15 protein-coding genes are annotated in these 18,496 nt (G+C 70.4%); 5 read left to right on the top strand and 10 right to left on the bottom strand.

What is annotated here, in order from left to right; genetic code table 11:
• Positions 1-48: 48 nt before the first annotated feature.
• From AB0M51_RS04115 to AB0M51_RS04090, 6 genes are all read right to left on the bottom strand, one after another.
• On the bottom strand, positions 49-1,155 hold the full coding sequence (locus AB0M51_RS04115; protein WP_344201282.1) for a glycosyltransferase family 4 protein: 1,107 nt from the start codon (positions 1,153-1,155) through the stop codon (positions 49-51).
• Positions 1,152-2,399, bottom strand: coding sequence for a M48 family metallopeptidase (locus tag AB0M51_RS04110; protein ID WP_344201285.1), 1,248 nt, complete (start codon positions 2,397-2,399; stop codon positions 1,152-1,154). Before AB0M51_RS04110 ends, AB0M51_RS04115 begins: the two co-directional genes overlap by 4 nt.
• Positions 2,392-3,819 carry a hypothetical protein gene (locus tag AB0M51_RS04105; protein WP_344201288.1) on the bottom strand — a complete coding sequence of 476 codons (1,428 nt, stop codon included), beginning with the start codon at positions 3,817-3,819 and terminating at the stop codon, positions 2,392-2,394. Before AB0M51_RS04105 ends, AB0M51_RS04110 begins: the two co-directional genes overlap by 8 nt.
• Before the next feature lie 38 nt (positions 3,820-3,857).
• Positions 3,858-4,913, bottom strand: coding sequence for an NlpC/P60 family protein (locus AB0M51_RS04100; RefSeq protein WP_344201291.1), 1,056 nt, complete (start codon positions 4,911-4,913; stop codon positions 3,858-3,860).
• A 256-nt stretch (positions 4,914-5,169) separates the two neighbouring features.
• On the bottom strand, positions 5,170-5,373 hold the full coding sequence (locus AB0M51_RS04095) for a hypothetical protein (protein WP_344201294.1): 204 nt from the start codon (positions 5,371-5,373) through the stop codon (positions 5,170-5,172).
• Between the two features lie 106 nt (positions 5,374-5,479).
• Positions 5,480-6,787 carry an NYN domain-containing protein gene (locus AB0M51_RS04090; RefSeq protein WP_344201296.1) on the bottom strand — a complete coding sequence of 436 codons (1,308 nt, stop codon included), beginning with the start codon at positions 6,785-6,787 and terminating at the stop codon, positions 5,480-5,482.
• 174 nt (positions 6,788-6,961) lie between these two features.
• Here AB0M51_RS04090 and AB0M51_RS04085 point away from each other — a divergent pair, with 174 nt between their 5' ends.
• Positions 6,962-8,755: a DEDD exonuclease domain-containing protein gene (locus tag AB0M51_RS04085; protein WP_344201299.1), complete on the top strand. Its 1,794-nt coding sequence runs from the start codon at positions 6,962-6,964 to the stop codon at positions 8,753-8,755.
• Here AB0M51_RS04085 and AB0M51_RS04080 read toward each other — a convergent pair.
• Entirely contained in the window at positions 8,752-9,171 is a 420-nt protein-coding gene (locus AB0M51_RS04080) for a hypothetical protein (RefSeq protein WP_344201301.1), read from the bottom strand. The genes AB0M51_RS04085 and AB0M51_RS04080 overlap by 4 nt on opposite strands.
• An 84-nt stretch (positions 9,172-9,255) precedes the next feature.
• Between AB0M51_RS04080 and AB0M51_RS04075 the strand changes: the two genes are divergently transcribed.
• The 4 genes from AB0M51_RS04075 (at position 9,256) to AB0M51_RS04060 (ending at position 15,914) form a co-directional block, all read left to right on the top strand.
• Positions 9,256-10,053, top strand: a complete 798-nt coding sequence (locus AB0M51_RS04075) for a helix-turn-helix domain-containing protein (protein WP_344201303.1) — start codon at positions 9,256-9,258, stop codon at positions 10,051-10,053.
• A 32-nt stretch (positions 10,054-10,085) separates the two neighbouring features.
• Positions 10,086-10,370, top strand: coding sequence for an Lrp/AsnC ligand binding domain-containing protein (locus AB0M51_RS04070; RefSeq protein ID WP_344201305.1), 285 nt, complete (start codon positions 10,086-10,088; stop codon positions 10,368-10,370).
• A gap of 119 nt (positions 10,371-10,489) precedes the next feature.
• Positions 10,490-14,005 carry a hypothetical protein gene (locus AB0M51_RS04065; RefSeq protein ID WP_344201307.1) on the top strand — a complete coding sequence of 1,172 codons (3,516 nt, stop codon included), beginning with the start codon at positions 10,490-10,492 and terminating at the stop codon, positions 14,003-14,005.
• A gap of 1,174 nt (positions 14,006-15,179) precedes the next feature.
• Complete coding sequence (locus AB0M51_RS04060) at positions 15,180-15,914, top strand: hypothetical protein (RefSeq protein WP_344201309.1); 735 nt, start codon at positions 15,180-15,182, stop codon at positions 15,912-15,914.
• Between the two features lie 45 nt (positions 15,915-15,959).
• Here the strand turns inward: AB0M51_RS04060 and trpD are convergent, their stop codons facing one another.
• Genes trpD through AB0M51_RS04045 form a run of 3 tightly spaced genes read right to left on the bottom strand, consistent with a single transcriptional unit; the run spans position 15,960 to position 18,388 of the window.
• Positions 15,960-17,000 carry an anthranilate phosphoribosyltransferase gene (gene trpD / locus AB0M51_RS04055; RefSeq protein WP_344201311.1) on the bottom strand — a complete coding sequence of 347 codons (1,041 nt, stop codon included), beginning with the start codon at positions 16,998-17,000 and terminating at the stop codon, positions 15,960-15,962.
• 4 nt (positions 17,001-17,004) lie between these two features.
• Positions 17,005-17,424 carry a hypothetical protein gene (locus AB0M51_RS04050; RefSeq protein WP_344201313.1) on the bottom strand — a complete coding sequence of 140 codons (420 nt, stop codon included), beginning with the start codon at positions 17,422-17,424 and terminating at the stop codon, positions 17,005-17,007.
• A 46-nt stretch (positions 17,425-17,470) separates the two neighbouring features.
• A complete protein-coding gene (locus AB0M51_RS04045) occupies positions 17,471-18,388 on the bottom strand; it encodes a cytochrome c oxidase assembly protein (RefSeq protein ID WP_344201315.1) in 918 nt (305 codons plus the stop codon).
• Positions 18,389-18,496: the final 108 nt, after the last annotated feature.

The following is an 18,496-nucleotide window of genomic DNA, read 5'->3' as shown; positions in this document are numbered from 1 at the left end:
AAGTCGGAACATCCGGTGCATGTCGGCCAGCGTACACGACATCCGCCGTCAGATGTCCAGCAGTTCCCTGAGCACCGCTCCCGAGCGCTCCCAGCCCCACTCGCTCTCGACCCACGTCCGCCCGGCCGCGCCCAGCTCGGCGCAGAGCCGAGGGTTCGCCAGCAGTCCGGCGATCCGCACGCCGACGGCCGCCGGGTTGTACGGGTCGACCAAGTACCCCGTCGTACCGTGCCGGACCGTGTCCGGCGTACCGCCCGAATCCCCCACGACCACAGGCTTCCCGCAGGCCGACGCCTCCAGCGTGACGATCCCCAGCGCCTCCGGCTCCAACCCGAACCGCCGCGTCCGGCACGGCATCGCGAACACGTCCCCGGCATCGACGTACGGCGGGATGTCCTGCCACGGCACCGCTCCGGTGAACACCACCGAGTCCGCGAACGGGGCGGCCAGCTCCTCCAGGCGGCCGCGCTCCGGGCCGCCGCCGACCAGCAGCAGCTTCGCCTCCGGTACGTCGGCCAGCACCCGGGGCCACGCCCGGACCAACGTGTCCTGCCCCTTCCGCCGGATCAGCCGCGACACGCACACCACCACCGGAACGCCGGTCAGCCCGAGCCTCTGACGGATCTGCTCCCCGCCGACGCCCGGGTGGAACCGGACCGAGTCCACGCCCGGCGTCAACCGGCGTACCACGGCTGTCGGCGACAGCGCCGGCCTGATCTGCTGCTCGCACCACCCTGACACCGTGGTGACGGTGTCGGCCGCGTCCCCGATCCGCCGCAGCGCCTGCCGGGCCCCGGGTACGCCGGCCCACCACGTCTCGTGCCCGTGCGTCATCGCGACGATCCGCCGCGCCCCGGCCCGCCGCAACGCAGGCCCCATCAGCCCGAGCGGTGCCGCCGCCCCGAACAGCACCCGGTCCGCGCTGTAGGACCGCATCAACTCCACGGCCCGCTTGGTGACCCGGGCCGTCGGCAACAACATCGACGTCCGGTCACGGACGACGGGAAACGGCAGGCGCGCGTCGTACGCCGTGTCGCCCGGCTCGCGCGACGTGTAGACGACGACGTCCGGGAGTTCGTCGCACAACGAGCGGACGAACGTCTCGATCCCGCCCTGCCGCGGCGGGAAGTCGTTGGTGACGACGAGGACCGTCATCGTTTGGCCAGTGGTGGCACCGTGGAGCCGTTCTGCGCGGCCCACGCGCGTCCCATCGCGATCCGCTCCGGCGGCGTCGGGTGCGTCGCGAAAATCCAGTACCGCCAGCGGCTCGGGTCCAGGCCGGAGATGTTCCGGACCGCGAGATCGCGTTGCATCGCGACGAAGTCCTCCGGGTCGTTCGTCAGCCGCAGCGAGTGGTAGTCGGCGCGCGCCTCGATCTTCCGGCTGACCAGGTTCTGCACCGGACTCGCCAGCGTGGTGGCGACGACCACCAGCGCGACGAACAACCCGGTCCGCCGCGGATCCGCCATCCGGGCCCCGAGCAACAGGTAGAGCAGCGTGATCCCGAACGCCGTACCGAGCACACCGATCAGGGTGCCGTGCAGTACGTCGTCCTCGGCGGCGTGCCCGAGCTCGTGCGCGACCACGAGCCGGATCTGCGCGGGCGGCGTGTCCTTCAGCAGTGTGTCGTACACGACCAGCCGGCGGGTCGACCCGAAGCCCGAAACGTAGGCGTTCAAGGCCGTCGTCCGCTTCGAGGCGTCCGCGACCAGCACGTCCTTGACCGGTACGCCGTCCTGGTCCGCGAGCTTGAGGAAATCGTTGCGCAGGGCGCCGGCCGGCATCGACGTGAAGTGGTTGAAGCGCGGCTCCACCAGCACCGGGTACGCGAACGAGACACCGAGCACCAGCAGCGCCGCGATGATTGCGCCCGGCAACCACCAGCCGCGCTGCCGGCGTTTCGCCAGCGCGATCAGCACGACCGCCACCACCGCGACGCCGAGCGAGGTGAGCAGCCAGTTCACGCCGCGGTCCCAGACCCACAACCGCCAGTTCTGCACCGACAGCCCGTACTTCAGGCTCACCCGCTCCGCGAGTACGTCGGTGGGGACGGTGACCAGGTTCGTGATCAGGGCGATCCCGGCGACCGTGACCGGTACGGCGAGGAACCACGGGCGGACGCGCAGCGCGTCGTACAGCCGGCGGCCGAGCGGGCTGAAGCCGATCACCAGCGGGACCACGACCGAGAGGATCCAGGACGTCGTCGACCACTTCAGGATCTCGTGCCGGAACGCGTCCTGCCGGGCGATCTGCGCGCTGGTGAAATCCAGCGCGGCGTCCGGCTCGGGCAGGTCGATCAGGTGCCACGGAGTGGTGACGGCGATCGTGAAGACCAGCGCAAGGGCGAGCAGGCTGGCGGTCACCCGCGGGGCCCACACGCCGGCCGGGCGCTTAGGCACCGGCGAGCCTCTTCAGGTACTTCTGCCACTGAGCGACGAACTCGGCCTCGGTCATCCCCAGCACCGACTTGAACGCGTCCGCCAGGCCGGTCGCGGTCCCCGACCGGTCCACCGCGCGGTAGAACGCCACCAGCTTGTCCTGCCCTTCACGCTCCGCGATCAGCCGGCATGCCAGCCAGGCCGACTCGTACGCCTGCGGCAAGTCGGCCGCCGACGCCGCGAACGCCTCCGGCGTCGGCAGGGTGGTCGGTACCTTCCCCGCCCGGACCGCCTTGAACAGTTCCTTCGCCGCCGAGTCGTCCTGCACCGGTACGGCGGTGAACGCGATGTAGTCCGCGAATCCCTCGGCCAGCCACAGCGGGACCGGTGACGCGGTCGCGTTCGACGCGACGTGGGTGGTCTCGTGGGTCAGGACGATCCGGCGGCCCTGCTTGCCGAGTTCCTCGAACAGCTTCGGGTTCGCCACGATCCGCACCGGCGCGTTGGCGACCGGCTGGTCCAGCTCGGCCATCGTGACCGCGGCGATCTGGGTGTACGTGTTCGGCTGGGCGCCGAGAATGCCCTCCATCTGCGCCTGTTTGGCCGGCAGGTAGACGATCACCTTCTGCCGCCACTTCTTGCCCCACACCTTGGACACCGACTCGACCGCCTTGTCGGCGACCGAGACATAGCTCTTCGCGTCGGTCTCCGACCCCAGACCGATCACCAGGCTTCGCTTGCCCTTCGCCAGCTCGAGCGGGCCGAGCGCCCAGATCGGCCGCCGCTGGCCGGCCGCGAACCGCTCCGAGAACGAGGCGGCGTACGTCTTCCCGTCGCGGGTCACGAACGTCACCGGGAGCGTCTCGCGCGCCGGCGTCACATCGAACCCGGACAGCTGCCAGGAGACCTCGACCTGCGCCAGCCACGCCTGCGCGCCGCCGAGCTCGAGCTTCCGGTCCGGGGTCAGTCCGCTCGAGTCCTCGCTCACATACCGCAACTGGAAGCTGCTGAGCGGGAGCGTGTTCAGGTTGCCGAAGATCATCCGCGCGCTCGCCTGGAACGCGGTGGCCTGCGGGTCGACGCTGTTCAGGAACTCGCTGCGGTTGTCGCTCGTGACCGCGTCGGCCATCTTCTGCAGGACCGCCTCGCCCGCGACCGCCCGCTGCACACCGGCCTGCGCCTGGTCCGTGCTCGGCGTCGACACCGGCTGGTGCGATCCGCGCGTGTTCGTCCCGGCCGGTGCGTTCGCGATGTGCTCCAGCCCGGCGTACCCGGCCCCGGCGACCAGGCAGACCGCGACGGCGAGCGCGACCTTCTTCAGGATCGGCGCGAACGGTTGCCCGGAGTGGCGATCCGGCTCCTCTGGGTCACCGCCGGACGAGACCACCGGCAGCGGAACCGTATCGCCGTGCTCGTCGATCACCTCGGCCCCTCGCTGCATGGATCCCCGGAGCCGCAGGATATGTCAAAAGCCTCGGATCAGCCCGGGCGGACCATGGTGTTGATCGGCATCTCGTCCATCGGGGCGATCTCGACGCTCTTGCCCGGCCGCGGGGCGTGCACGATCCGGCCGTTGCCGAGGTACAGGGCGACGTGGCTGATCGGGCTGTAGTAGAAGATCAGGTCACCGGGCATCAGCTCCGACCGGCTGACCTGGCGGCCCTCGCCGGCCTGCGCCTTCGAGGAGTGCGACAGCGAGACGCCGGCCTTGCCCCAGGCGTACATGGTCAGACCGGAGCAGTCGTACGAGTTCGGGCCGTCGGCGCCCCACACGTACGGGTCGCCGAGCTGCGACAGCGCCGCGTTGATCGCGATCGCGCCGCGGCCGCTGGCCGGGATGTTCGGGATGTCCTCACCGGTCCGGCTGCCGTCGCGGGTCGGGCGCTGCTTGCGCGCGTTCTCCGCTTCCTTGGCGTTTTCTTCCTCGATCCGCTTGCGGTCGGCCTCGCTGAGCTTGTCGAGGACCTTCTGGGCCTTGTCGAGGTTCCCGTTCAGCTGGTTCACGAGGCCGGTCTGCTTGGCCTGCACGGCCTGCAGCGCGGCCAGCTCGGTCTGCTCGCTCGCCTGCAGGTCGGTGAGCTTGCCCTGCGCGAGCTGGTAGCGACGGAGCGCCGAGTTCTGCTGGCCGGCGAAGGCCTGGGCGGTGGACGCCTGGCTGAGGAACTGGTCGGGGTTGGTCGAGAGCAGCAGCTGCGCCGTCGTCGAGATCCCGGACGTCTGGTAGCCGGCCACCGCCAGGGAGCCGATCTGCCGCTTCACCGCGTCCACCTGGGTCTGCTGCTTGGCGATGCCGGTCTTCAACGCGTTCACGCGGGCCTGCGCGGCGCTGATCTGGCCGCGGAGCTCGTTGGCCGACTCGCCGAAGACCTCGGCCTGCTGCTCGAGCGTGGCGACCTGCTTCTTCGCCTCCGCCAGGGTGGGCGTGGGGTCGGCGTCCGCCGCCCCCTGGATCAGGATCACGCCCGCAGCGACAGCGGTGCTGGTGATGGCGGCGAGGGCGATTCCCTTGGTGCGGTTGATGCGTCCGATGGACACAGCCCGGTCGGTCCCTTCCTCTGCTCGCGCCGTCCCCGTTGACCAGGCCGGACGCGGACATCAGGTCCGCGAAACCGCCGGGTCACTCCCTCGGCTTGCCGCTGCCCGGTCGGCCGGAGCGGCCGACACCCTGAGGCAACGAGAGGTAACAGTAGTGACCGTTTCGTGACCAGTGCAATTCGCCCCTCTGGTTTGATCGAAAATTAACGAAGCGAGTTCCCGGCCGAACGGCCGTTTCGCCTGCCGTCACAGGGCTTCAGCCGGTCTGCTCCCCGGGCCGGGCGTCCGGCTCGATGCTGTCCACCGCGTGCACCAGCCGCAGCGGCGGGACCAGGCCGGAGTCGGCCAGCGCGTCCAGCGCCGCCTTCTCGTCGTCGTCGATGCGCAGGCTGCCGGACCGTTCGGCCGACAACCCCAGCACGACCGTGACGACACAGTCCTGGCATCCCGGGCCCTTCATCACACAAGCGTCGCAGTCGATCAGCACAACATCCTCCAAGTGGGGAAGCACCCGGACTTGCATCCGGCTGAGAAGGACGCTAGAGAACCCCACCGACAGTTTTCCGCTAAGTGCGGGCTATGCGCGCCACCAGGCTGGCGGAGGAGAGGGCGCGGGCGCCGAGTTTGACGATGCTGTCGGCAACTTCGCGGTCGGTGGACACGACCACGACCGGGCGGCCCGGGGGTTCGGCGCGGACCAGCTGCCGGATCACCTCGTCGGCGATCACACCGGCCGGGCTGAACCGCACCCGGACGCCGCGCGGCGGGTTCAGCTGCACCGGTCCGGACAGCTCCGCGCCGTCGAACACCACCGTGACCTCGACGCGACGCTGCGCCACCAGCGCCCCCAGCGCGGTTACCAGCCGCTGCCGCTGCGAGTGCAACGGCGAGTTCGGCCAGGCCGTCTTGGTCACGTTGTACCCGTCGACGATCAGATGCACCTGCGGCAGCGCCAGCAGCTCGTCGAACAACGCCGGGTCGTCCTCGGGCGCCGTACGTCCGACCGGCGCCGCATCGGGCTCGGAGCCGGCCACCGTGTCCGCCGGGCGGAGCTCTCCCCCGGGCGGCAGCGCCAGCTCACGGCGCAGCCCGCTCGCTGCCTCCAGCAACGTGTCCAGCAGCAGTCGGGTGCGTGTCGTCGCCAGCTCACGCTCCTGTCCCGCCGTACGCCGGGCCGCGTGCTCGACCGCTTCCAGCTCGGTGATGCGGGCCCGGAGCTTGCGCAGCTCGCGGTCGACCTCGGCACGTGCGGCTTCGACCCGCTCGTCGGCGGACGCGGCCTCCTTCGTGCGCTGCTCGAGCTCGGTGTGCAGACCGGTGATCCGCTGCCGGGCCTCGTTCAGCTTGCGGCGGAGCGTGACGTTCTCGGTCTTGAGTTCGTTGACCTGTTCACGAAGCCGTTCGCGGACCTGACGGGTCTCGGTGCGGGCCTGATCGAGCTGGTCGGACAGCCGGTGCACGGCTTCGGCGTCGGCGCGCGGGTTCTCCACCGGGACCTGCGCGACCGCTGCCAGGTGCTGCTCCCAGTCGTCCGGACGGAGCAGGTACGCGAGTGCGGCGACCTCCACCGGGTCCGCGGCCGGGACCGGGACGCCGTCCGCGACGGCGTCGCCGAGCTCCGGGTGCGCCCGCCGTACCTCGAACGCGGTCAGCTTCCGGAAGTGGTCGTCGGTCTCCAGGATCGGGCCGAGCACCGACGCCGAGAGCTTCGCGCGTTTGGCCGGCGCGAAGCTGGCGAACCGGCGCAGCGGCGCCGGGATGTCGGTCGCGGGGAGCTGGCCGAGGGCGTGCGCGGCGAGGGTCAGGACGCGTTGCCGGACCGGTTCAGGCAGAGTCGTGGCGGCAGAGCTCGCGGCGGTGCCGGCCTCAGTCACCGGTCCGCAGTCCGGCTGGTACGGCGACCGGGAACGGCCGGTGACGCAGACCACAGTGAACGGCCCTGCGGCCCTGATCCACGGTGATCGCCTGTGTACGCATACAGAGAGCCTAGTCGACTCGCAGGCGTGTCACCCGCGGAATTGTCGGTGGCGGCTCCTAGCGTCGTGACCATGACCAGCCCCGGACGTGCCCAGGCGACGGATCCGCAGTTGCCGATCCTCGGCGTCCAGCACAGTTTCGACGACCTGGGGACCCCGCTGCGCGACATCACGTTCTGCATCGTCGACCTCGAGACGACCGGGAATCCGCCGGGCGAGGGCGGCATCACCGAGATCGGCGCGGTCAAGGTGCGGGCCGGCGAGGTGCTCGGCGAGTTCCAGACGCTGGTCAACCCGTCCGAGCCGATCCCGCCGTTCATCGCGGTGCTGACCGGCATCTCCGACCTGATGGTTGCCTCGTCGCCGCGGATCGAGTCGGTGCTGCCGGCGTTCCTCGAGTTCGCCCACGGCTGCGTGATGGTCGCGCACAACGCGCCGTTCGACATGGGCTTCCTGAAACACGAGACCCAGGTGCACGGGTACGACTGGCCCGACTTCGCGGTCGTCGACACCGCGCTGCTGGCCCGCCGCGTGATCACCCCGGACGAGGCGCCGAACTGCAAGCTCGGCACGCTGGCGAAGCTGTTCCGGACGACGACCACGCCGAACCACCGCGCCCTGTCCGACGCCCGGGCCACGGTCGACGTGCTGCACGGCCTGTTCGAGCGGGTCGGGTCGTTGGGTGTGCAAACGTTGGAGGACCTGCAGACGTTCTCGTCCCGGGTCGCGCCCGCGGTCCGGAAGAAGCGGCACCTGGCCGAGTCGTTGCCGCACGCCCCGGGTGTGTACCTGTTCACCGACGACCGCGGCGAGGTGCTGTACGTCGGCAAGTCGAAGGACCTCCGCACCCGGGTCCGCTCGTACTTCACCGCCTCCGAGACCCGGAACCGGATCGGCGAGATGGTCGGCATCGCCACCGGCGTCCGCGGGATCGAGTGCGACACGCCGCTGGAGGCCGAGGTCCGCGAGCTCCGGCTGATCGCGGAGCACAAGCCGCGGTACAACCGGAAGTCGAAGTTCCCCGAGCGGCAGCACTGGCTGAAGGTCACGGTCGAACCGTTTCCGCGGCTGTCGCTGGTCAAACAGGTCCGCGACGACGACGCCGGGTACCTCGGCCCGTTCAGCTCGCGGAAGACGGCGGAGCGGGCGATGGCCGCGCTGCACGAGGCGTTCCCGATCCGCCAGTGCACCGCGCGGATGTCCCGCCGTCCTTCGTTGTCGCCGTGCGTGCTGGCCGAGATGGGCCGGTGCGTGGCACCGTGCGACGGGCGCATCTCGGCGGATTCGTACGGCGAGTTCGTCACCGGGTTACGCGCCGCGCTGACCGTGGACCCGACGCCGGTGGTCGACGCGCTGGACCGGCGGATCGACGTACTGTCGGCGGACGAGCGGTTCGAGGACGCCGCCGTGCACCGGGACCGGTTGAGCGCGTTCGTGCGGAGCTCGGCGCGGATGCAGCGGATGGCGTCGGTGACCGGCTGTGCGGAGATCTGCGCGGCACGGCGTACCGACGACGGTGGCTGGGAGCTGCACGTGATCCGCCGCGGCCGGCTCGCGGCGGCCGGGTTCAGCCCCCGCGGGACCGATCCGCGGCGGCACCTGGAGATGCTCCGGGCGTCCGCCGAGACCGTGCTGCCCGGGATCGGCCCGGTCGCGACGGCGTCACCGGAGGAGATCGAGCTGATCCTGCGCTGGCTCGAGCTCCCCGGCGTCCGGCTGGTCGAGATGGACGGCACCTGGACCTGCCCGGTCAGCGGCGCCGGCCGGCACCTCACCCGCCTCGACAACGCCCACAGCGACATGCACCAGCACCCCACCGAACGCCGCCGCCACCTGCGCCCGATGGGCCCGGCCCGGGTCAGTTAACCGTCGATGAACTGGTAGTCCGCGCGGATCCTCCCGTCCGGAGCCAGCAGCAGCACATCAGTACCGCCACCCAGTACCTCTCCCCCGCCGGCCGGGACCATGGCCCAGCGCAGTTTCACCACATCCCGCAGTACGACGGCCTTGCCGTTCGGGACGAACTCGTACTGCCCGGGGGCGACGAACTCGCCGTACGCGGTGCTCACCCGGCGGACCAGCTCGTCGTGCCCCCGGGCCTCCAGACTCGCGGTGACCCCGATCTCGGCGGCCCGCTTCACGACCTCCTCGGGCGGTTCGAGGAGGTGTACGCCGTCCTCCGTCCACAGCTCCTCGACGGAGGCCCTCCGGACGTCGGCGTCGGGCTCGTTCCAGACTGCTACATAACGATTTGCCAGCTCTTGGGCTGAGTTGTTGTTCACGTCCACGACCTTGCCGGTGGCGGGTGCGCACGGACAATTCCCTGCTCGGTATGGACTGTCGGTGGCGTGCGTTAGAACTTGCGCATGACTTCCGAGGTGGCCGCGGGACTGCGGGCGTGGCGGACGCGGCGACGCGTCAGTCAGTTGGAGCTGGCCGTTCGCGCAGGCACCACGCAGCGGCACGTCAGCTTCATCGAGAGCGGCCGGTCGGTGCCCGGCCGCGAGATGGTCATCCGGCTGGCCGAGTCCCTGCAGGTGCCGTTGCGGGAGCGCAACCAGTTGCTCATGGCCGCCGGACACGCCCCGGCGTACGACGAGACGCCGTACGACGCCCCGAGCCTGGACGCGATCCGTGCGGCGCTGACCGGGATCCTCGACGGGCACCGGCCCAGCCCGGCCGTCGTCGTGGATCGGCGCGGCGACGTGGTGCTCGCGAACCACTCGTTCGATGCGCTGACCGCCGGCGTCGCGCCGTACCTGCTGGAAGCGCCGGTGTCGGTCCCACGCCTGTTCCTGCACCCGGACGGCCTGGCGCCGCGGATCGTGAACCTCGCCGAGTGGTCGTGGCACGTCGTCGACGGGCTCACCCGGGAAGCCGCGCTGGTGCCCGACCTGGCGGCCGACGAGCTGATCGCGGAGCTCGTCGCGCTGCTCCCGCCACGTCCGGAGCCGGGGCCGGACCACCTCGGGTTCGCCGTACCGTTGCGACTACGGACAGCGAGTGAGGAGTTGCGGTTGATCACCACGCTGACCAGGTTCGGCACTGCGATCGACGTCACCGTGTCGGAGTTGCGGATGGAGGCCTTCCTGCCCGCGGACGAACCGACGGCGCGGGCATTGCGGGGCCTCGATCGCACTATGCTTCAGCGGGTCGAGGTGTGAGAGGTATCAGAGGTCACAGAGGAGAGGACGGCATGGTCACCGCGATCGTGTTCATCAAGGCCGACGTCGCACGGATCCCGGAGGTCGCCGAGGCGGTGGCCGCCATCGACGGCGTCAGCGAGGTGTACTCCGTGACCGGCGGGCTCGACCTGATCGCGCTCGTCCGGGTCGCGCACCACGACGACCTGGCCACCGTGATTCCCGAGCACGTGAACCGGGTCGCCGGCGTGCTCAGCACCGAGACGCACATCGCGTTCCGCGCGTACTCCAGCCACGACCTGGAAGCAGCCTTCAGCCTGGGCGAGGACGGTGTCTGAGGACTGGTCCGTCCCGGTCCGACTGACACGAGCTGAAGTTACGGTGAGCACATGAACGTCTGGGGTCAGTTCGCCGAGCAGGTCCGCGCGTGCGCGCCGACGGTGCAGCGAGGACGCGGATGAGCAACCCACCCGCGGGCTGGTACCCGGACCCCACCGGCCAACCGAAGACCATCCGCTTCTGGAACGGCGAGAAGTGGACCAACCGCACCGACCACGAGGACCAGGCCGACCGCCTCTCCGCCGAGGTCGAGGCGGAGTCCTCCACCACACCCGCCGCCGAGCCCACGGCAACGCCGGACCAGTTCACGTCGTACGAACAATCCGCCCAGGAGCAGCACCCCACCAACGACCAGTGGTCGAACACACCCGACCAGTCGGCCTGGTCCGCGAACCAACAGCCCTGGGGCGCCGACCAGTTCACCCAACCGGACCCGAGCACCGAGCAGCCCCAGGTCCAGCCGTGGTCGAGCCACGAACAACAGCACCCCACCAACACACCCGACCAGCCAGCCTGGTCCGCTGACCAACAGCCGTGGGGCGCAAACCAGTTCACCCAACCGGACCCGAGCACCGAGCAGCCCCAGGTCCAGCCGTGGCCGGGCCACGAACAACAGCACCCCACGAACACACCCGACCAGCCGGCCTGGTCCGCTGACCAACAATCGTGGGGCGCAGACCAGTTCACCCAGCCGGACCCGAGCACCGAGCAGCCCCAGATCCAGCCGTGGCCGGGCCAGCAGCAACACCCGCCCAACGACCAATGGTCCGACACGTCCAACCAACCGGCCTGGTCCGCAGACCAGCAGCCCTGGGGCGCAGACCAATTCACGTCGTACGAACAGCCCGACCCCAACGCCGAGCAGACTCAGATCCAGCCGTGGTCGGGCGACCAGTCGGCACCCGACGTCGAGCAGACCCAGCAACAGCCGTGGTCCGGCCAGCAGTTCCCGGTTCACGACCAAACCCCCCAGCAGCCCTGGTCCGCAGACCAGCAGCCCTGGGGCGCTGACCAGTTCACGTCCTACGACCAGCCGGCACCAGATCAGCAGCACCAGCCGCCGGCCGACGCACAACCTTCTGCCGTGCAGACAGACGACACGGGCTCACCAGACGCCGGACAACCAGCCGACGCCTCAGGAACACGTACGTCCGGCCTCCGGTCGATCACCCCCTCCGAGGCAACCAACCCTCAGGACGCCACGACCGACGGCGGCTGGTGGCAACCGACCGCGACTCCACAACTCTGGGCGACCCCACAGCCCACCAACACCGCCCCCACGAACGACGGCCCGCGCCTGCGCGCCGTGTCCCCCGACGAGTACGCCCAGCCGCAGGAGACCGCGCAACCCGCCGGCGCCCAGCGCCCCGCCGTACCCACGGACAACGGCCCCACCCCCGCCGAACGCGCCCGCGCCACCTGGGGCGCCCCCGAACTCGCCCCCGCCCCCGCCGAACACTGGACCCAACGCGACATCGCCGAAGTCCAAGCCGCCGAGGCCGCCTTGGCCGCCACCGACGAGCCGGCGCCGACACAACCCACCACCCCCACCCTCAGACTCGCCCCACACCCCGCAGACACGCCCACAACCACAGAGCCGCCGACACCAGCCCCAACAACAGGCACCCCGACAACAGCCCCCACAGCCAGCACGACAGCAACTGGTACGACGGCGACGGGTAGCGGGGCCGGTACGACGGCGATTGGCTCCGCGGGCGGTACGACGGCGGCTGGCGCCGCGGCCAGTACACCGACAACGATTGGTAGCGCGACTGCCCCGCCGACGACCGCAGGTGCGAGCGGCACCCCGGCCGCTGCCGGTCCAGCGGCTGACGCACCTGTAGCTGACAAGACGGCGGCGCAGGCAGCCGGGCAGCCCGACGCGCAGGCGGCCGGGCAGGCCGACGTCCCGGCGGCCGGCCAGTCCGCGGTGCACGCGGACGGCGAGTCCACGGTTCAGGCAACTGGACAGACCGCTGCACAGACGGCTAGGCAGACCGGACCACAGGCGGACAGCCAGACCGAAGCACAGGGGTCTGAGCAGGCTGCTGGGCAGGTGGCGGAGGAGGAAGCGGCTCGGTTGGCGGCTGAGGACTCCGAGGCGACGGCGCTCCAGCCCGACTGGGGCAGCCCGGGCGGCGAGGACCAGTCCGACGACGCGACGAGCGACGTACCCGCGTGGGGTGTCGAAGCCAGTGACGAGGACGACCTGACGACGCCAGAGAAGGCCGGCCCACTCTGGACCGTTCCCGAGTCGACCGACTCGACCCCAGACCATCCCATCCAACTCTGGGGCGACCAGAACCAGAACCAAACCGACCAGCAGTCCCCGAACCAGAACCAAGGCTGGGCCAACCAACAGCCCGCCAACCAAGGCTCAGGCCACCAACAACCAGCCAACCAGGGCTGGGACGACCAGCAGGTCGGCGACCATGGCTGGGGTGACCCGCAAGCCGGCAACCAAGGCACGGGCGACCAGCAGGCCGGCAACCATGGCTGGGGTGATCCGCAGGCGGGTAACCAGAACTGGAATCAGCAGCCTCAGCAGGACCAGAGCTGGAACGCTCAGCAGCCCAACGGCGAGCAGCAGCAGTCCCAACAGCTCTGGGGCTCCCAGCAGGGTTCAGCTGGTACGGACGCGCCGCCCGACAACGGCTGGGGCGTCGGCGACCAGCACGGCGTACAGGAATCAGGCCCCTGGGGCCAGCAAGCCCAGCAGCACGCCGTCCAGCAACCCAACAACAACTGGTCCAACAACCAGCAGCAGTGGGGCGCCCAACAAGGCACAGGCACCCAGCAGACGGCCCAGCAAGCCTGGGGTGAGGACGGGAACGAAGCCTGGGGCGGCAAGGCCGACCTGAGCTCCAGCGTCGGCAAACGTGACAAGGGCAAGACCAAGAAGTCCAAGAGCCCGGGTGGCGGCGGTCCGTTCGGTGGGAAGCTGCCGTTGATGGTCGGCGGCGGCATCGCGCTGGTCATGCTGATCGTCGCCGCGATCGTCCTGATCACCAACCACGACGACAAGACGGCGAACCCCGAGCCGACCGGTACGCCGACACAGAGCGCCTCGCCCGGACCGACAGGTGGAACGACGCCCGGCCAGTCCAAGAACCCGAAGCTGCACGAAGGCGCCAACCGGATCGCGTCGACCGCGATCTCGTTCCCGCGCCGGAAGCCGCCGTGGTCGGACCGGATCCGGCTGGTGCAGCAACTGCAGCACTCGAACGGCCAGCGCATCGTGCTGACCGAGAGCGCCGTCGGCTCGGACGACTGGTCCGCGGACATCTTCGTCGGCGGGCTCGGTACCGGGTCCGGGTTCACCGGCGACCCGAAGGCGACCGCGCTGTCGCTGTCGGCGCAGCTGCACGGCGGTGGCATGTACGGCAACATCCCGGTGACGTTCAAGCCGCTCGCGAACGGCGCCGTGAAGCGGACCGGCAAGTCCGGCTGGTTCGTCCAGCAGACCGTGACCACGACCGCCGCCAAGGTGACCGACCGTGTGCTGACGCTGACGGTGGCCGTCTTCGACCTCGGCGACGGTACGGCGGTCGCGTACATCAGCGAGATCCCGAACAACCGCCCGGATCTGAAAACGGCCGCAGACGAGGCCTTTAAGGGAATTCAAGTTGGCTGACAACAACGACCAGAACCCGCCTGTCGAGGAAGGCTACGAGCCTTACCCCGGTACTGCGGGCAGTGAGGCACGCTCCACGGCAGGCGACCCCCTGGCCGGTACGCCGGTAGCCCCGCCGGCTCCGGCTCCCCGCTCCAACCAGCCGGCCCCCAGCGAAGCTCCCTCCTCGGACGCCCTCTTCGGCCAGTCCCCCGCCCCCGCGCCGCCCCCACCACCACAGGCCCGCCCCCAACACGCGGCCCCACCTCCGTGGTCCGGCCAACAGCCGGGCACCCAGGTCCCGCGACCGCAACAGCCTGCTCCAGGCAACCAGCAGCCCAGCAGCCAGCAACCGGGCGCACACCAGCCAGGCGGATCGCCTGGCCATCACTCTGCTGGTCAGCAGACGGGTAGTTCGCAGGCGGGCGGTTCGCAGGCAGGCGGCCAGCAGGCGGGCGGTTCGCAGGCGGGCGGTTCGCAGGCGGGTGGTTCGCAGTGGTCGGACGGCAGGCAGCAGGCCGGAGCACAGGCACCTGGCCAGCAGGCATGGAGCCAGCAACAGCGACCAGGGCACTCTGGCGGCCAGCCACCCACCGGCCAGCCGGCGCGGCAGCAGCCAACGGCCCAGCAGCCGCGTGCTCAGCACGCGGCTCCACCGGCAGGACCGCAGTACCCCGGTCAACAGCAACAACCGACCCCACCTAACCAGCCCGGGTACCCGCAGAGCGGGCAGGCGTGGGCTGCTCAGCAGGCACCACAGCAGTTCGGCCAGCAGCCCGGGCAGCGGCCGACCGGCTGGCAGGCGCAACCGATGGGACCGCAGCCCGGCGGGCAGCACAGTGGTCCACACGGCGCGCAACAGCCTGGCCGGCCAGGCGGGCAGCAGCCCGGCCCGCAGGGCGCGCAACACCCTGGCCCGCAAGGCACGCACCACCCTGGCCCGCAAGGCGCGCACCAACCCGGCCCACAAGGCGGGCAGCAGCCCGGCCCGCACGCGATGCCGCAGGGTGGTCCGCACGGCGGGCAGTTTGGTCAGCCGGCTGGTGCGATGGGTGAGGCTATCTCTCGAGCTGCCGGGCCATATGCGCAGCCGGCAGCCGGCAGCCACCGTGCGGGTGGGCACACCGACCCCGCGCGCGGGCCAGTTGCAGTCGGAGGCCACGACGGCCGGTCCGCGGCAGGTAGCGGTGGCTGGTTGAGTGGTGGTTCGGCAGGCGGCAACGGCCGGGCGAGAGTGATCGGTGCCGCCGTGCTGGTCGTTGCCGCGCTCGCGGCCACCGGGCTGAGCGCAGGCTGGATCTGGAACAAGGCCGACGCCCTCACCCCGGTCGCCATCCCGTCCACGGGCAAACCGCTCGAGACCGTCAAACCGTCGGCCAAGCCGACCAAGACGGAGGCGCCGACCGGCAAGGTGATCGGCACCGAGATCGTCGCCGCGAACACCGACACGATGCCGATCATGAGTTCGGCCTGGGGCAACTACGTCGAGACGACCGGTCTGTCCGGCGGCGCCGCGACCTGGCTGACCGTGCACAAGAACTACGACGGCAAGGGCGCCACCTGGGGCAACTACACGGCGTTCGGGCAGCTCCCGCCGGACATCCCGTACAAGAACACCCCGGCGGGTCTGAAGGAGGCCGGGATCCAGATCGGCGCCCGCGCGATCTCCAATCTGTACAAGAACGCGCAGATCATGAAGGGCACCCAGCACAAGGCGATCTCGGTCAGCGGCCACCCGGGCCACGAGATCGTCGCGAAGGTGGTCGTGAAGGTGCCGAAGCTGGCCGAGACCTACTCGACCGTGATGATCGCGGTGGTCGACCGCGGCGACGGTACGGCGGACGTGTCGATCGCAGACATCGCCGGCTCCACCCCGGCGTGGCAGAACGTCTGGCGCTACAAGGTCGCCCAGATCAAGATCAACAAGTAACGCGAGAGGGGCCGGCCGGACACCCGGCCGGCCCCTGTCGAAAGCTCAGCGAACCTCGGCGCAAGCGGCGATCCACCGGTCCAGCACGTCCTTCGCGGCCCCGGAGTCGAGCGCCTCCGCGGCCCGGTCCATCCCGGTCCGGATCCGCTCGGTCACGGTGCCTGCCTCCGGCGTGTACGCCGCCAGCGCCGCACCGGCGTTCAGCAGTACGACGTCCCGCACCGGCCCCGGCTCGCCCTCGACCAGCGCCCGTACGACCTTCGCGTTGTACGTCGCGTCCGCGCCCTTCAACGCGTCCGTGGACACCGGCTCGATGCCGAGCTCCTGCGGATCCAGCGTGACCGGGCCGGCGACCTCACCACCGCCGACGCTCCACACCTGGGACGTCGTCCGCGTGGTCAGCTCGTCGAGGCCGTCGTCGCCGTGGAACACGAGCGCGTCGATCCCGCGGCGCGCGAGCACCCCCGCCATCAGCCCGGCGACCCGCCCGTCGGCGACCCCGACGGCCTGCGCCGACGGGTCGCCCGGGTTGGCCAGCGGGCCGAGCAGGTTGAACGTCGTCGGTACGCCGAGCTCGCGACGCGGTACGGCGGCGTTCCGCAGCGCCGGGTGGAACGCGGCCGCGAAGCAGAACGTGATCCCGGCCCGCTCCCCCACCTCGGCCACCTGCGGACCGCTGAGGTCGAGCGGAATTCCGAGCTCCTCGAGGACATCGGCGGCGCCGCACGCGGACGAGGCCGCCCGGTTGCCGTGCTTCACGACCTTCGCACCGGCGCCGGCGGCGACGATCGCCGACATCGTGCTGATGTTCACGGTGTGGGCCTGGTCACCGCCGGTCCCGACCACGTCGAGCGTCCGGCCGGGGACGGTGATCCGGGTGGCGAACTCGCGCATCGTCTGCACGAGCCCCTCGACCTCGGTCACGGTCTCGCCCTTGGACCGCAGCGCGATCACGAACCCGGCGAGCTGGGCCGGCGTCGCGGCCCCGGACAGGATCTGTTCCATCGCCCACGCGGTGGCGGCGGCCTCCAGGTCCTCGTGCCGCAGCAGCGGACCGATGACCTGGGACCAGGTGTAGGCACCCATCGGGTCAGGAAGTGATGGCGGGCAGCGCTGCCACACGCTGCCGGAGCAGGTCCGCGACGACCTCGGCGAGCTTGATCGGGTCGATCGGGTGCGACACCGCGCCCTCGGCCCGCGACCAGGTCGCCAGCCACGCGTCCTGCGGGCGGCCGGTGATGACCAGCACCGGCGGGCACTGGAAGATCTCGTCCTTCAACTGCCGGGCGATCCCCAGGCCACCGGCCGGAACGGCTTCGCCGTCCAGGATGGCGAGGTCGATCTTGCCCTTGTCCATGGTCTTGATGACGGCCGGCTCGGTCGCGCACTCGACGTACTCGAGCTCGGGCAGATCGGCCGTCGGCCGCTTGCCGAGGGCCAGCCGGACGGACTCCCGCGTCGTACGGTCGTCGCTGTAGACCAGGACCCTCAGCGGACGCTCTGAACTCATCGATCCATCCCAAGCTGTGTTCTGACGAAGACTGGACACCCGAATGCTACCGGGGCACCTGTGCGGCCCTGCGAGCCTGTTCCTCCAAGCGGTCCAGACGCCGGTCCTCGCGGCGCGCCTCACGCTGCGAATCGCGCACCCACTGGACGAAAAGTACGGCGAAGAAGACCACGCCGACGATGTCGCCCGAGCCCCACAACAGCCCGCCCGCGATGTACTGGTCGTGCAACGGCGACGGCGGCCAGGATCGCTCGAAGCTGGTGTACCAGTCCTCGGCGATCAGCTTGTCCGCCGACATGATCGTGATCCCCAGGAACGCGTGGAACGGCAACGTGAGGAACGTCATCAGCAACCGGAACGGGTAGATCACCCGCCCGGGCACCGGGTCCAGCCCGAGCAGCGGCCAGAAGAACAGTGATCCGACCAGGATGAAGTGCAGGTGCAGCAGGTCGTGCAGGACCGTCGAGCGGAGCGTCGCGTCGTACCAGCCGCTGAAGTACAGCGCCCAGGGGCTCAGGACGAACAGCGTGAACCCGATCAGCGGGAAGCAGACCACCTTCGCGAACCGCGAGTGCAACACGGAGAGCAACCACTTCCGCGGCTGTTGCGGGAGCGTCCGGAGCGCCAGCGTGACCGGGGCGCCGAGCGCCAGCGCGAGCGGCGTCAGCATCGACAGGATCATGTGCTGGACCATGTGCACGCTGATCAGCACGGTGTCGTACGTCCCGAGCGCGGACTGGGTGGCGATCACGGCGCTCCCCAGACCGACCCCGACGAACGCGAACGTCCGGCCACGGGACCACTTGTCGCCGCGTGCCCGGAGCTTGTGGACGCCGTACAGATAGAGGGCTCCGAGCACCACGATCACGCCGAGTAACACCGGTTCGAAGGTCCATGCCGTCAGCAACCGGACCGCCGTCAGAGGCTCGATCTGGTCGCCCGGGGCGGCGTGAAGGGGAAGCACGCATCCACAGTAGGAACAGCCTGTCGGCGACATGCACGGGGGTGGTCGTAGCGCTGAACGCAAGGACCGACATAATGACCGCGTGGCCACTGCAACCGCGCTCCCAGC

It is taken from the genome of Kribbella sp. NPDC051137 (genome assembly GCF_040682535.1).
In the GTDB taxonomy this organism is placed as follows: Bacteria; Actinomycetota; Actinomycetes; order Propionibacteriales; family Kribbellaceae; genus Kribbella; species Kribbella karoonensis.
This window is presented reverse-complemented; position numbering and strand designations above follow the sequence as displayed.

What these genes read in the sequence shown, in the direction of transcription:
- AB0M51_RS04115 (WP_344201282.1), bottom strand. Translation starts at nt 1,155, where the DNA reads ATGACGGTCCTCGTCGTCACCAACGACTTCCCGCCGCGGCAGGGCGGG.
- AB0M51_RS04105 (WP_344201288.1), bottom strand. Translation starts at nt 3,819, where the DNA reads ATGCAGCGAGGGGCCGAGGTGATCGACGAGCACGGCGATACGGTTCCG.
- AB0M51_RS04095 (WP_344201294.1), bottom strand. Translation starts at nt 5,373, where the DNA reads ATGAAGGGCCCGGGATGCCAGGACTGTGTCGTCACGGTCGTGCTGGGG.
- AB0M51_RS04085 (WP_344201299.1), top strand. Translation starts at nt 6,962, where the DNA reads ATGACCAGCCCCGGACGTGCCCAGGCGACGGATCCGCAGTTGCCGATC.
- AB0M51_RS04075 (WP_344201303.1), top strand. Translation starts at nt 9,256, where the DNA reads ATGACTTCCGAGGTGGCCGCGGGACTGCGGGCGTGGCGGACGCGGCGA.
- AB0M51_RS04070 (WP_344201305.1), top strand. Translation starts at nt 10,086, where the DNA reads ATGGTCACCGCGATCGTGTTCATCAAGGCCGACGTCGCACGGATCCCG.
- AB0M51_RS04065 (WP_344201307.1), top strand. Translation starts at nt 10,490, where the DNA reads ATGAGCAACCCACCCGCGGGCTGGTACCCGGACCCCACCGGCCAACCG.
- trpD (WP_344201311.1), bottom strand. Translation starts at nt 17,000, where the DNA reads ATGGGTGCCTACACCTGGTCCCAGGTCATCGGTCCGCTGCTGCGGCAC.
- AB0M51_RS04050 (WP_344201313.1), bottom strand. Translation starts at nt 17,424, where the DNA reads ATGAGTTCAGAGCGTCCGCTGAGGGTCCTGGTCTACAGCGACGACCGT.